We start from the raw sequence: 15,600 nt of genomic DNA on the forward strand, positions 1-15,600 counted from the left end.
CGTGTATTAATTAATTATATTGATAGTCAAAATATATTTTTTTGGAGTGGGAGCTAAATAATTATTTTATTTATAGCATTTTATTTGCAATTCTATTTTTTTCAATCCACTTTACAGCATAATCTACTAAATCTCTTTGTCTAATGAATCTTACAATTCCAATGCCAATAGGGGTCATTTTCACTTCATATTCCTTTTCAAAATCCCTACCTATATCTTCAAAATCTTCACCATCTACAGCTAGTGTCTCGTAAGTCACCCATTTCCTTTGTCCATCAACCATAATTGCACTACTGTTATATTCATTATGTTTACTATCATACTCAGCAATTGCATCTGCTAGATGGAGAGAAGTATTCTTATCATATCCAACACCTATTAACATTACATATCCATCCAAATCATATAGCTTATCTATAGGTGATCCTTTGCCAAATATATTGGATAAATCATGATCTCTTGTCAAGAATTCCGCATTCTTTCCGACGGCTGCAAAAGATCTTACTGGATGGTCACTTCTTTGTGCATTTGGCCAAGTCCTAAACATTTCTGAAACTGCCCCCATTGTATTTGTAGGTGTAATCGCCTTATCATAAGCTGGCCAGTTATCTCTTATTATTTGGTACCACTCTACTGGTTCTTCCCAATGCACTCCCATATTAGGATCGAGGTTTTTCCAGGTTTGAGTTGGCATCATAATAGTTCCTTCTTCTCCAACGGATTCTAATAGTGACTCTATTACAATTTGGGGTCCTCCACAGACAAAACCTAGACTCATTAATGATGTATGAACTATTATATTTTGTCCTTTTTTAACTCCTAATGCTTCAAATCCCTTTAATAAATCCTCTTTTAAAACAATCTTTCTGTTCTCAACTTCCATTTTTACTCCCCTTCTATCTCATTACTACTTTAAGAATCGCTTGTGCTAACGCTTGCACATCTTCCCTGGTGTATATAAGCTATTAACAACTACACATAGTACATACTCAAGCTTACTTAGATTATTCTACTATTTCTCTACTTGAAACTTATCAACAAGGGATTTACCACCTTCTAAAACCTTATTTTAAAACCCATATTACCATAATTACCCATGCATAACAATAATTTTGTTGACTTATCTATTTGCCAAAAGCTCTCTATTCGACTTTCATTTTAGTACAGCAAAAAAGGCCACAGCTTGTAGCTATGACCTTTGGTTATTTAATTCTTATTTAACACTTCTTTTTCTGACTAAAACCCCTGCACCTATAGTTAACATCATCAACCCTAAAATTAATAATATATTACTATCAACAGTAGAACCAGTCTTAGGCAATACTTGCTCTCCAGTAGCAGCTTTTTCAGCAACAATGAATTTAGAGAAGTGAGGTGTTGTGAAGGTTACCTTATTGCCCTCTACTTTTGTGTCCATGATTTCAAATTTCTTTGTACTTTCATTATAGTAGAATACTGCAATATTATTTTTATCTAATCCCTTAAGCTCTTCATCTGTTAATATTAAAGATATTTGAGCCTTGCCATCAGCAAAGTTGTGTATGTCAACTTTAGAATCACCTGTTACCACTGATAATCCAAAATTGTATACTTTCTTGATACCTTTAATATTCTTAGTTATATCATTGCCCTCTTCAATAGTTAAGTTTACAACTACTCTTGAGCCATCTTTTAATAGGCTCTTGCTTATTACTGAGAATGGAACTACAGCATCAATATTTGCACCTTTTACTTCTATACTTCCATTACCATTCTTAATAGCTGCTGTATCAGTTACTTCTAATGTAAATCCTTTTGAAACATCTTTTATTTCAATTACATTATTACCATTAGATATCTTTGATACTTGAATTATCTTTTTACCATTTTCATCTGTTATAACAGTTCCAGTTTGGTTATTTTGGCCACCATTTGAATTTCCGTTTCCAGGATTATTACCTCCATTACCTGAGTTGCCATTATCTCCTGGATTATTGTTGCCGCCATTACCTGGATTATTGCCATTGTCCCCTGGATTGTTACCACCATTTCCTGGGTTATTTCCGTTATCTCCTGGCTGTTGTGGAACTTCCTTTACTGTAATAATTCTTTCTTTATTTATTACATTACCTTCTCTATCAACTACTTTATATACAACCTTGTAAGTTCCAGCCTTAGTTGTATCAACATTATTTGAAACCACTTCAAGCTTAGAAGTTAAATCATCACCATTTATATCTATTGCTTTTACACCATCTAGAGGATTAAATTTATCCCCTACATTTATAGTTAAGTCGTTTGTATCAATTGCTCCCATGCTTAAGACTCTTACTATAAAGAAACTTACTGAGCTATTTCCAGCTGCATCTGTAATAGCAACTTTCACTCTAAATACTCCATCCTTTGATGTATCTACAACATGTGTTATTACTGCTTTAGCTGTAACATCTCCATCTTTATTATCAGTTATCTTTAATGCTAAATCTTTTACAGGATCAAAAGTAGCTCCTACAGGAATTACTGCATTGTGACCTTCTATAACTGGTGCTATAGCATCTTCTTTAACAGTTACTTTAAAGCTCTTTTCAGCTTTATTCCCTGAAATATCAGATACAGACGCAACTACTTCGTAAGTTCCTGCTTTATTTATATCTAGCTTGCTATCATCTAAAGTTACCTTACTAGTGATATCTCCATCCATATCATCTACTACACTTAGTCCTAAGGCTTTTATTAAGTCTGGTTTTTCACCTTGTTGAATTACAGCATCATTTCCATATATAGTAGGAGCAGTACTGTCATTAGTGTATTTTAAAGTTAATGATCTTATATTAAATCCATCTACGTCAACATAAACCCTTAAGTTTTGTACTCCTGCTTGAAGATAAACAGGTGTTGAATCAGAATTAGCCCATTTATTCCAATCTCCTGTACTTGGCATCTTGGTTTTTCCTAGTTCTTTACCTTGGCTATCTTCTAGAATTGCCACAGGCACTGAGCTTACTGAATCTGCATAGTTATAAGTTACTTTGTATATACCTGCTTTCTTAACATTAACAGAGTAATCCATATATGAACCAACTACTGTATCCCCTATATTCTTTACTCCATCCTTAGTTTCAATAGCATAACCCTTATCTCTTGAGCCTCCAAATAAGCTATCTGCATTAATTACAGTTGTATCACCTGAATTATCTGCTTTGATTTCTTGAGGAGCCTGCTTCTTTACTATCTTTATTGAATTAAGAGTAAAACCTCCGTTTACAACTTCTATTCTTAAAGTTTGGGTACCAGCCTCAAGTCTTACTGTATCCTTCACTGAAAGTGTACCACCCCAGAACTTAGCAAAACTTAAAGTTGCAATATTTCCAGCTACATTTGTATCCTGTCCAACACTTAATTTTATTGCATTGGTAATTGCTGAATTATTGTAAGCAGTATAAGTTATAGTATAGTCCCCTGCTTCAGGAACATCTAAATAATAATCTATTCTATTTCCTGTTTGAACATCACTCTTAAGTGATCCCTTAGCTCTATATGCCATATCTTCAGTTAAAGTAATTTCTTTATCACTTACCTTATATGGTGTAGGCTTTTGGTCACTCTTCTGACATTTAATTGTAGTAGTTAAAGTGTTATCATTTGTTGAATCACTGTAGGCACTTGCAGGAATATTTACTACTAGTGGAAGATCCTCATAATATAGTGCTCCCCATTTTAGATTTAATCTTACGTGAGTTGCATCTAAATAAGTTGCGGATACTAATTGAACATATTTTCCTTCAGCAGCATCACCTGATAAGGTAATATCGCCTAATTTATCTTTATTAAATGTTCCTCCAGTTAGAGTAACATCTACAGAACTCGTATTCATTGGTATAGCATCTGTAGCTGCTATCTTCTCAACATCTGGATTAGCAGTTATTATAAAACTGCTTCCGATATTATAGGTTTTGTCTGACAGTCCTGCAACTTCTTTTGCAGCCATTAATACATTTATAGTCTTATCATAGTCAAAGTCTAAGCTAGAGCTTCCATGAAGTGTAATCTTAGCAGCTGTGTCATTAACTCTTGTAACCTCGTAATCTATACCTGCTGGCAAATTTTCTAACTTCCAGTTGGCTTTTGTAAGTGTATCAGCAAACTTTCCATCATAAAGGTTTACGTTGATTACACTGCCTTCTTCTTGTCCTTCATTTATAACATTATTAGTAACTCCAATTGCAGAGCCCACTGTGAACCAATCTAAATTAAATCCACTCTTAACTAAGAATTTAAGCGTATGCTCACCCTTTGTAAGGTTTATCCTAGTACTTTGAACCTGCCACTTTGACCAATCATCAGTCCCTTGAAGATTTACTGTTTTCACCAAGTCACTATCTGAATATAAATCAAATGTTGGTGCACTATTTGCTGAAGCGATATTTAAATTAAGAGTGTATTCTCCATCTTCAGCTACATTAACTTTGTATTCCATAAAGTCATCTTTATCTACAAATCCAAGCTTATCATCTTGTATCACTACACCTTTTGAATTAATGTAGTTCTTCCCTTCTATTCTTCCTGGAAGGTTATATATTGAAACTGCCTTCTCAACCTTAATATTTTTTATATTAAATTCACCTGCATCTATATTAAATCTAATCTTCTGCAGACCTTTGCTTGTAAAATTGATTGTATTTTTAACTGTAAAGTAATTACTCCAAGTACTGTTATCCCAAGCTGATTGCTGAACAAAAACATTGGTTAATTCCTTATCACCAAGCATAACATGTATCTGTCTATTTTTCTTAGCACCATCGTCATAGTTGCCCCATGGTGTAGCTGTTTCAAAAGTCATGTTATATAAACCAGCTTCATCTACATTTACATAATAGTCTAGGTAATTTCCATCATGTATATATCCTACATGATCTCCTTCAACCTTTATATTTGAGCTAGCATCAGTAAAGTTAGCTGAACTAAAGGTTCCTGGTAATTTGTTTATCTTTTCTGCAGCTATTGGGTTCCACTTGTAAGTAGCTACATTCTTTGCAGGTATTGTTGCAGTGATTTGTGCTCCGCTGCTTGTTAACTTGAAAGATTGTGCATTTTCTGTTTGGTTAACTACAACTGCAACTAATGATCCATCTGGATTCTTAAATACAACATTTGTTACTGTATCCTTTGAGCCATAATTACTATCTATTCTTACAGCTCCAGGTTTTATAAATTTTGAGAACTGACCTGTTATATAATACTCAGGAGTCGCCCAGTAATTATTATGATCATTAGCATCTAATACAAACATTGTAGGGTCTGGTGTTCCAGTCCATTGTTCTGGAGAAATATTGCTATCTAGCATTGTTACCCATGAATTATAACTTTCAGCATAGTTTCTATAGTATTGAATTATTCTGTCAGCTCCTGAAGTTCCCCAAACTGATCTTTCAGTTAGATTTACAGAATGACCTGGGAACATATCATGAACTTGTGTCATAGCTGTTGGCTCTCCGCCGTAGTCGTGGAAGGCTATACCATCTATTGCAGCTTTTCCAGCATCATTATTCATTGCTTGAGATGCAAAGCTTACTCCGCTATCAAAATTATGATCAAAAGCCCAAATCTTAATATCCTTGCCCTTTAATACATCACTCTTAGCTATATCAGCTTTAATAGCTATAGCTAACTTTTGCTCTTGCTCTGGTGTCATAGAGCAGCTTGGATAATCTATTTGAAGTCCTGGTTCATTTTGAAGAGTCATTGCATATATTGGAATTCCAAGCTTTGCGTACTCTTCTAAATATCTAGTATAATACATAGCAGCATCAGCAATGTGAGCATCACTTAATTTACCACCCTTTATTAACTTTCCATTATTCTCATAACTTTCACTACTGCTTGTTTGATCTTTCATCCAACCTGGAGGTGTCCAAGGAGATGAGAATAACTTAAGATTTGGATTAATCTTTAATGCTTCTTTTATTGTTGCTACTATATTGTAATCTATATCTTTTTGTATAGAGAAGCCCTTGCCAGTAGTGTTGTACCAATCTGGTCCTGAAGCTCCTGGAACATTGTCGTAATAAGTGTAGAATTCTCTTCCTGTGAAGTCTGCTGTACCTATAGTAAGTCTCATTAAGCTCATACCAGCTCCATCTACAGGATCAACTAACTTCTTTAAGAACTCAGTTCTTTTCTCTGGTGACATCTTGGATATATTATTAATTGTTGATTCTTCAAAAGAAGTTCCCATACCTAGGAAGCTTTGATACTTCTTTGAATCATCAATCTTTATATCAGTAATTTTTGAATCATCTTGTGAAGTTATATCAAGATTATCCTTCTTAGTTAAAGTATTTGATAAATCCTTTGGAGCATCATACCAGCTCATGCTTCCAGATTGCTCTGAAGAACTCATATATACCTCAACTGCTCCTGCTTTTATAACTGGGCCTGAAGGAGTAGTTCCTGGATTTTGTCCACCTCCATTATCATTTCCAGTATCCTCATAATCACCAATTCTAGTGAAGTTCATCCAATTGATATTAAAATTGCCGTTACCAGCCTTAAAGGTTAAGGTCTGCTTTCCAGCCTTCAAGTTTGCAACACCTTCAACGGTCTTCCAATTTTGCCATCCACCTGTATCTGGCACAGTTGCTTTTGTAAGATTCTTAGTACCTAAGAATAATTGAGCACCATCTGTTGATCCACCTGGACTTGCTACTCTAAATTCAACTTTATACTTACCATCCTGAGCTACATTTACGTCATAATTCATCCAGTCTCCACCATCTATATAACCAAGGTTTTTTCCACCACCCTGGTCACTAGTGTTTTCACTCTGAATTCCATACATGCTTGTATAAGCTTCAGCTTCAACTTTTCCAGGTATAGCTATTGAGTTATCTGGTTGTGTTGGTTTTTGTGGTAATACTGCTGTTTGTCCTTTTTTAAGTCCATATCCAAACTTAAATAAAGCTTTTCCATCTTCATTTTTACTTGTAATGTCAGAAGCATACCATGGCCAAGTTATATTTAGTTTACCTGTAAAGTCATAGTTACCAAATAAAACATCAGCAACTCCTTGTCCTTCACTTCCTGGAAGCCATGCTTCTACTAATCCATCCATATCATCTATTTGATCTGCTATAGTTAAAGGTCTTCCAGAAACTAAAACCACTACAACTGGAAGATTTGGATTTGTGTCTTTTATATTTTTAAGAGTTGTTAAATCATCTGAATCTAGCTTTAAAGCATCTGGAGATCTGTCTCCATCAGTTTCTGCATAAGGCTTTTCACCTATAACAACCACTGCCACATCATTATCTGCTGATGCTCTACCACGCATATTATAAGTTACCTTAACATCATTACCTACTGTATTCTTAATTCCTTGCAGTATTGTAGTTCCAGTAGTTGTATTTCCAGCAGCTCCCTGCCAAGTTATAGTCCATCCACCACATTGAATTCCTATATCATCAGCACTTTTTCCTGCTACAAGTATATTTTTCTTGTCTTTTAATTTACCAACTATATCATTATCATTCTTTAATAAAACTAAAGACTCTCTCACTGCTTGTCTTGCTATATCTCTATGAGCTTGAGACCCTACAGTGCTTAGCAAATCTCTTTGTGCATATGCATCTTCGAACAAGCCTTGCTCGAATTTAACCTTTAATATTCTTGTAACTGCATCATTAATTCTGTCCTGTGAAACTTCATTTTTTTCAACTAAATCCTTTAGATTTGTAATGAAGCTTCTCCATGAATTTGGAACCATAGCCATATCAATTCCTGCATTTACAGCTTGTTTTATCTTATCTCTTTCAGTACCTGAAAGTTGAGCTATTCCTTCATAATCAGATACTACTATTCCTTTAAATCCTAATTGGCCTTTAAGAACATTGCTTAGAAGGTCAACATTACCATGACACTTTTCACCGTTTATGCTATTGTAAGAAACCATAACTGATCTAGCACCAGCATTTATTGCTGCTATATATGGTGGAAGTAATTCATTTTTTAGAGTTTCACTAAGATTGCTAATTACAGCATTCCCCTGATTTACACCATCAGTAGTTAATCCTTCACCAATATAATGCTTTGCTGTAGCAATTACAGTATTATTCTTTTTAAGCGTTCTACTTGGATCTTCCCCTTGTAAACCTTTTACATAAGCCTCGCCAAGCTTCGCAGTAAGCGCTGAACTTTCTCCAAAGGTTTCATAGGTTCTTCCCCATCTTTCGTTATGAGGTATTCCAAGTGTTGGCGCAAAAGTCCAAGTTACACCGGTTGCTCTCATTTCTTCAGCAGTTGCTTGACCAATCTTCTTTACTATATCAGCATCTCCTGATGCCCCTAGGCCTATGTTATGCGGAAAAATTGTTGTTCCAAAAACATTATTATGTCCATGAACAGCATCTACTCCATATAATATTGGAATTCCAAGTCTAGTTTCTGATGCTGCCTTTTGGAAACCATCCACCATATTAGCCCAGCTCTCAGCAGTATTTGGAGTAGGAAGTGATCCACCTCCACTTAAAATTGAGCCAAGAAAATAATTTTTTACATCTTCTGTAGTAGCTGTCTTTCTTTCAGCCTGTACCATTTGCCCTATCTTTTCATCAAGTGTCATTCTAGATATAAGGTCATTTACTCTTTCATCCACAGAAAGTCTAGAATCTAGATATTTAGGAGCGTCCTCTGCTTTAACAATGGAAGATACTCCATTTCCTAGAACCATAGTTGTCACGAAGGTTGCTGTTAAAAATCTGGATAACCACTTTTTTAACATATTTACTATTCCCCCCTTAAATGTTTAATCTTCTCTCTAATCTTACCTTTAACCTTTGTACTGATGCTATTTAGTTAAAACACACAAGTACACTCACTTTACACTGCTTATATTTTCACTCTTTACCTCCTTATCTATCTCTTTTAGAAAGTAATCTGGGCTTATCCTTCCTGCTGCCAGCTGATAGCATAATTCTTCTATGTTCAGCTTAAAATTTGGAGTCAAGCTATCATGCCATGAGGTGCCACTCAATGATTTAGAATTATTGAGTATGCTTACCAATTCTTTTTGTATCTTTGTTTCTTTTTTATTTGAATAGTTCTCATACTTTTGTGCAGGAACTATTAACCCCTTTTCAAAACCCTTCTTAGCCCAATTTTCTGGCTTCATTAAGTACTCTAAAAACTTTATAGCTTCATCTTTAACCTGGGAGCTAGAAGATATGGCATAACCGCCACCATTCCAAGCAACTAGAGCATCATCATTAGAATTAGGCTCTAGTACTAATGGCATCTTACTTACCTCCATTTGATTTCTAAACTCCTCCGGTAATTCTGTATTGTTTACCATCCCAATCTCCCATGAACCTGTGTATATCATAGCGCTCTCTTTTTTGGTAAATAAATTCATAGAAGTATTGTAATCAAGCTGCGTCATTGTATCTGCAATACCACAAGCATCTATAAGAAGCTTTAAATCCTCTGCTGCTTTTTTAAATACTGGATTATCTATAAAACTTTCTTTACCGTGTATAGCATCATATATAAAGCTTTGATCTTGTCCCTCCATAAGCACTAATTCCTGATATAGTAGTGCCAAAGGCCACTTATCTTTGATATTTATAGTAATTGGAATAATCCCTTCATCTCTAAAACTCTTACAAACCTCAATAAGCTCTTTAAAATTCTTAGGTATATCTATTCCACTTTTATTAAATAGATCTTTATTATAGTAAAGAGCCATATAATCCATACTTTTAGGCACTCCATATAACCTTCCATCCAGACTAAAACCTTCTAGTGCTCCATCTTTAAATTCATCTTTTTTAAATTTATTACTATCTAACTCACAAGCATATCCACCTTTCATCACTGGATTAAAGAATGATGGCTGTCCCCAAACAAAAAATATATCTGGCAAATTATCACTTATGGCATATGCCTTAAATCTCTGTTTATAAGGTTCATCTTGATATGCTTCCACTTCAATGTTTACATTACTATTTTCACTCATGTATTTATCTATTAAGAGCTGTTCAAGCTTTCCTTGACCTGATTCTCTTTCTGGTAAGTTAGATAGAAATCTTATAGTAACTTTTCCATCCTTATGATAACCTTTACTTGGTGTAGTACTAATAATATCACTGCTACAGCTAGTACAAGTAATCATAATAAACACTGCTATTACTATATATCTAATAATTCTATAACTTTTTATTCTCATATATTTCTCCAATTTGCATGTGATTTTATAGATGTATCACTTTGAACCGAAATCTATTTTAAAACTCTCACGGTTTCTTGTGAGAGAATTTAAAAATAATAAATTTTATTACGAAGTGGTACATCAACATCTACTATTTTGTACTAGAACTTATAAATACAGTTTATCTACAGAGTAATTATATAAACCTCAGGTAAAAATTAGTAGTATCCAAAATTCAGAAAATGGTATGATTTTTCAGAACTTAAAGTTTATTGAACGATAAATTTAGGTGCCGTTAAAGCACCGTGCTGAAATTAAGTGGTTATTCATCCAATGTTTTAATGAGCTTGCGCAAAGAATTAATATTATTTTGTCATATTCCATGGCTAAAACTGTAAACTCACTACGTTCGAACAGTACAGTTTTTTAACGCCATTCCATCTGAAAAAATCATTTAATTCTAGTTGCTCGCTCATATAACATCTCCTGCATAACCACTTAATTTCAATAGTACTCTTAAATAAATCCTAAATTTAATAAGTTCCACATCTATAAATTGAAACAGTATTTCTTTTAATGTAAAATATATATGGAACAAAAATGAATCTATACCATATAAAAGGAGTCATATATGAGTTACCTTAAGAAACGGCTGGTAAAATTCAATATAAATTATATGAATCTTAGTATTAAAAATAAGATATTGATTTTTTATGTCTGCATTTTGTCTATAATTTGTTTAATACTAGGTGGTTATTCTTATTTAGTAGCTTCAAAATCTTTAAAAGATGAAGTAACTTCTATCAATATTAAAGACATTAATCAAACTGCAGACAGCATAAACTTCTTACAAAAAGATGTTACAGACCTATCTACATTTATATGTTTAAACCCTTTAATTCAATCTTTAGTAACTACCAATGAATCTTCTGATGAGTATGAAAAGTTTACTAAATACGGATTAGAACCGTTGAATATATTGCTTGCATCTAAGGATTATATAAGCTTTATAGTCATATACGGTGATAAGGGTTCAAAATATTATTTAAGCAAGGATGGAAGTAATGGTCTCTCCTCTTATGATGCTGTAAAAAAAAGCGAGGTTTATAAAGATGCTCATGAATTAAAAGGAGCCCCTTTATGGGTTAATATAGGAAGCAAAAATAATATACTAATTTCTGATAATAGAAGTCCTAAGATAGCCATGGTTAGAACAATCATTGATACTAATACTCTACAAGAATCAGGACTTATGGTAATCTGCATAAATACATCCTTTATTGAAAACCTTTACTCACAGGGTCTAAAAGGCTCTGACAGTATAGCACTTATTGATAATAAAAATAATATTATTTCATCTAAAGATACAAAAAAATATCTTAACGACACAAATATAAATTATGTTTTTTCTAAATTATCCGAGGTTAATAGATATGAAAATCTAAACTTGAGTGGTTCAGATCTTTTAGCTACTTCTAGTGTCATAAAAGAAAGTAATTGGAAATTAATATCCCTTACCTCTCAAGTAGAAATGTTTAAGAGTCTTAATTCAATAATGACAATGACACTTACAGTAATAGGTTTTTGCCTTATAATTTCATTTTTCATATCAATATTTGTATCATCTAAGCTTACAAATCCAATAAAACAGTTACTGGCTTCTATGAGAAGAGTAAAAAGTGGAAATTTTAAAGAAAAAGTTGATTATAAATTTAACGATGAAATTGGAATGTTAGTATATCAGTACAATGATATGATTGATAACATACAAAATCTTATTAATAGAGTTTATAAGCTGCAGCTTAAAGAAAAAGAAGCTGAATTGAAAGCACTTCAAGCTCAAATCAATCCTCATTTTTTATATAATACTTTGGATATGATTTTTTGGAAATCAGAAAAGGCTAAACAAACTGAAATAAGCGAAATGGTGTATGCTTTATCAAAGCTATTTCGTACTACTTTAAATAACGGACAAGACTTCATCTTAGTAAAATCAGAAAAGGAGTTTATAGAGAACTATCTGTTACTTCAAGGTAAGAGGTTTAGAAATAAACTTGAATATTCTGTAGCTATTGATGATGATATTCTGTGTTATTCAATTCCAAAATTGATAATACAACCTTTTGTAGAAAATGCAATAATACATGGTACTGAGGCTGATAGTGATAAAAGCTATATTTCTGTAACTGGATCTGTTGTAGAAGAGAACTTGGTATTTTCAATTGAGGATAATGGTAATGGAATTGATGATGAAACAATGAATTCTCTACTTAATAGCAATTCCAATAATACTAACCACATTAACAAGCAAAAAGGTTATGCAATAGGAAATGTAAATCAAAGACTATCACTTTACTATGGAGAAAACTACTCATTAAATATGGAAAGCAAAACAGGACAAGGCACAAAAATCATGATATCTATTCCAATTAAAGATATATCGCTTTAATATAAGATATTTCATAAACTCTACTATTTATATATAAAGGAGATAATTTGCATGTATACATTATTTTTGGTTGATGATGAAATAGAACTTGTTGAAGGTTTAAAGGAACTAATTGACTGGAATAGCTATGATATTGAGATATGCGGCGAAGCAGATAACGGAGTAAGTGCCTTAGAGCAAATTCTTAAAATTAAGCCAGATATTATAATAATGGATATTAAAATGCCTAAAATGAATGGCATTGAACTCTTAGAAAACATATTTTCAAAAGGTTTAAATTCAAAGTGCATTATATTAAGTGGTTATGATGATTTTGCATATGCAAAAAAAGCAATTAGCTTATCGGCATGTAACTATCTCTTGAAACCTTGCCGTCCATCAGAAATATTAGATTCAGTAATAGATGCTAAAAACAAACTCATTGAAGAGAGATTAAAGGATGAACTTCTAAAAAAATACGAAGGTAATCTTAATGAATATTTACCAATAATTAAGAAGAACATTCTTCAGGACCTTATATTAAAACCCTATAACAAAACTAAAGTCTCTGAAGAAAATATTGCATTATATAATCTCAAATATGAAAATTTATTGATCTTCATAATATCTATAGACCATTCTACGCTTATATATGATCTGTTTAATGAAACTGACATAGATTTTATAAAAAGCTCTATAAAAACCATTGCCTCAGATGCTTTAAATACAGTGGAATATATGGATTACTTTGAAGAAGATGATGATATTATTGTTTTCTTGTCCTTCAGCAATGAAACAGCAAAAAGTGATACTATTTATCTTTCCCTTGAAAATATAAGGAATTCTATAAAAGCTTTTTTAGGATTTTCCGTAACCCTTGCACTTGGGAAAATAGTAAATAGATTAGAAGATATCAATTCATCTTATTTAAGTGCTAAAGCAGCCTTTGAGTTTAAATTTTTTCTTGGTGACAATAATATAATTCATTCAGATTATATAAATGGTTATAAAGTTGTAAATAACCCCTACCCAATAGATGAAGAGCTTAAGTTAATAAATTATCTTCGAACTGGTGCAATAGAAGAAATCAGATCAGCACTGAATAGCTTTTATGATAAACTCTGTAATGGAGGGATGCCTACAAAGAAAAATATTCAAGGTGCTACCCTGTCACTTCTAGGATCTATTAATAAATTCTGTATAGAAAATGATATTGATATAAATGCCTTATCGAAGCTGAGTTCACCTTTTGACGTGGTACTTCAATGTGAAACAATTGATGAATTAAAAAATCAACTTGAGCTTATTATCTCTAATATATTTGCAAAAACTAATCCACTAAATAAAAATAATTCTCTAATAAAACTAGCAATAAACTTTATTACAGAAAATTATTCAAAAGATATCACATTGGAAAGCATAGCAAGAGAAATACATTTAACTCCTGGCTATATAAGTCAGTTATTCAAACAGGAAACAGGAATAAACTTTCTTGAATTTCTTCATAAATACCGCATAGAAAAATCTAAGGAATTATTAAAAAATAAACTCTTAAAAAACTACGAGATTGCTTACATGGTAGGCTACACAAATGAAAAACATTTTTCTAAGACCTTTAAACGATACACAGGCCTTACGCCAAGTCAGTATAGGGCAAGCGTTGCTTCTTAAAATTAGGCACCGTTAAAGCGTTGTGTTGAAATTAAGTAAAAAAATAGATAGCGCCTTAACTATAACCACTTAGTTATTATTTTTAATGTAGTATACTATTTAAATTAACTTGCAAATAATATATACTTTTCCTATAAGATTAATAAAGATGTGCCACTTCAATCCGAAAACTATCTTCTAAGCTCCTCTGGGTTCTGAGAGGAGGCTTTGAAAATATAGGTTTCATTATTAAGTGGCACATCCATAGATATTTAAATCATCTATAATTTAGGAGGGTTATTTCATGTCAAAGCTACTAAATTCATTAAACACTAGTAAATTTAATCTACCAAACCGTTTAGTAATGCCCCCAATGGCAACTTCTAAAGCTGGGGTAACCGGTGAGCTTACAGAAGATATAATAAAATACTACGATGAAAAATCAAAAGGCGGATATATTGGGTTAATAATTATAGAACATAGCTATGTTTCAAAAGAAGGCAAAGCTAATCATAATCAACTTTCTATTTCAAGAGATAATGATGTTGAAGCCTTAAAAGCTCTTGCAAAAACTATTCAAAACAACGGTTCAAAAGCAGTTATGCAAATAAATCACGCTGGTGGATCTACAAAAGAAGAAGTGACAGGTTCACTACCAGAAGCTCCTTCTGCCATAGAAAATCCATATACAAAAATCGTTACTAAAGAACTTTCTAAGGAAGATATAAAAAAAGTTATAAAAGACTTTGCAGAAGCTGCTAGAAGGGTTAAGGAAGCTGGTTTTGATGCTGTAGAAATTCATTCAGCACACGGATATTTGCTTAATCAATTCTACTCTCCTATATTCAACAAGAGAACTGATGAGTATGGCGGAGATATATTAAACAGGATAAGAATACATCTTGAAGTTATCAAGGCAGTAAAAAAAGCTGTAGGTGATGACTTCCCTATATTATTAAGATTAGGCGCTTTAGATTATGAAGAAGGTGGCGCTACTCTTGAAGATGCTAAAATAGCTGCTAAAGAATTTGAGAAAGCAGGAGTTGATATTTTAGATATCTCTGGAGGATATAACCGTTTTATGGTACCTGGTTTTACAGAACAAGGCTACTTCTATCCTGTAACTGCTGAGTTAAAAAAAGTTGTTAAAATACCTATAATTTTAACTGGTGGTGTTGTTGATGCTAATGCTGCAGAACAACTTTTAGCTGATGAAAAAGCCGATTTAATAGGCGTTGGAAGAGCTATATTAAAAGATTCTGATTGGGCTAAAAAAGCTATTGAAAGTCTTAAATAATTTATATATAAAATTATAACAAAAGGGCAGCTACTCATTAGCTGC

At 32.8% G+C, this 15,600-nt stretch carries 6 protein-coding genes; 3 read left to right on the plus strand and 3 right to left on the minus strand.

Annotated elements, in window-relative coordinates; all coding sequences use genetic code 11:
* Positions 1-70 precede the first annotated feature (70 nt).
* From bsdtw1_RS18725 to bsdtw1_RS18735, 3 genes are all read right to left on the minus strand, one after another.
* Positions 71-883, minus strand: a complete 813-nt coding sequence (locus bsdtw1_RS18725) for an AAC(3) family N-acetyltransferase (RefSeq protein ID WP_183279047.1) — start codon at positions 881-883, stop codon at positions 71-73.
* Between the two features lie 330 nt (positions 884-1,213).
* Positions 1,214-8,755 carry a glycoside hydrolase family 3 N-terminal domain-containing protein gene (locus tag bsdtw1_RS18730; protein WP_183279048.1) on the minus strand — a complete coding sequence of 2,514 codons (7,542 nt, stop codon included), beginning with the start codon at positions 8,753-8,755 and terminating at the stop codon, positions 1,214-1,216.
* 93 nt (positions 8,756-8,848) lie between these two features.
* Positions 8,849-10,198: an ABC transporter substrate-binding protein gene (locus bsdtw1_RS18735; protein WP_183279049.1), complete on the minus strand. Its 1,350-nt coding sequence runs from the start codon at positions 10,196-10,198 to the stop codon at positions 8,849-8,851.
* 613 nt (positions 10,199-10,811) lie between these two features.
* Between bsdtw1_RS18735 and bsdtw1_RS18740 the strand changes: the two genes are divergently transcribed.
* The 3 genes from bsdtw1_RS18740 to bsdtw1_RS18750 all read left to right on the plus strand — a co-directional run bounded on the left by bsdtw1_RS18740 (position 10,812) and on the right by bsdtw1_RS18750 (position 15,555).
* Positions 10,812-12,629, plus strand: coding sequence for a sensor histidine kinase (locus tag bsdtw1_RS18740; protein ID WP_183279050.1), 1,818 nt, complete (start codon positions 10,812-10,814; stop codon positions 12,627-12,629).
* A 51-nt stretch (positions 12,630-12,680) separates the two neighbouring features.
* On the plus strand, positions 12,681-14,279 hold the full coding sequence (locus bsdtw1_RS18745) for a response regulator transcription factor (RefSeq protein WP_183279051.1): 1,599 nt from the start codon (positions 12,681-12,683) through the stop codon (positions 14,277-14,279).
* 283 nt (positions 14,280-14,562) lie between these two features.
* A complete protein-coding gene (locus bsdtw1_RS18750; protein WP_183279052.1) occupies positions 14,563-15,555 on the plus strand; it encodes an NADH:flavin oxidoreductase in 993 nt (330 codons plus the stop codon).
* The last annotated feature ends 45 nt before the right edge of the window (positions 15,556-15,600 follow it).

This window comes from Clostridium fungisolvens (assembly GCF_014193895.1).
Lineage (GTDB): Bacteria > Bacillota > Clostridia > Clostridiales > Clostridiaceae > Clostridium_AR > Clostridium_AR fungisolvens.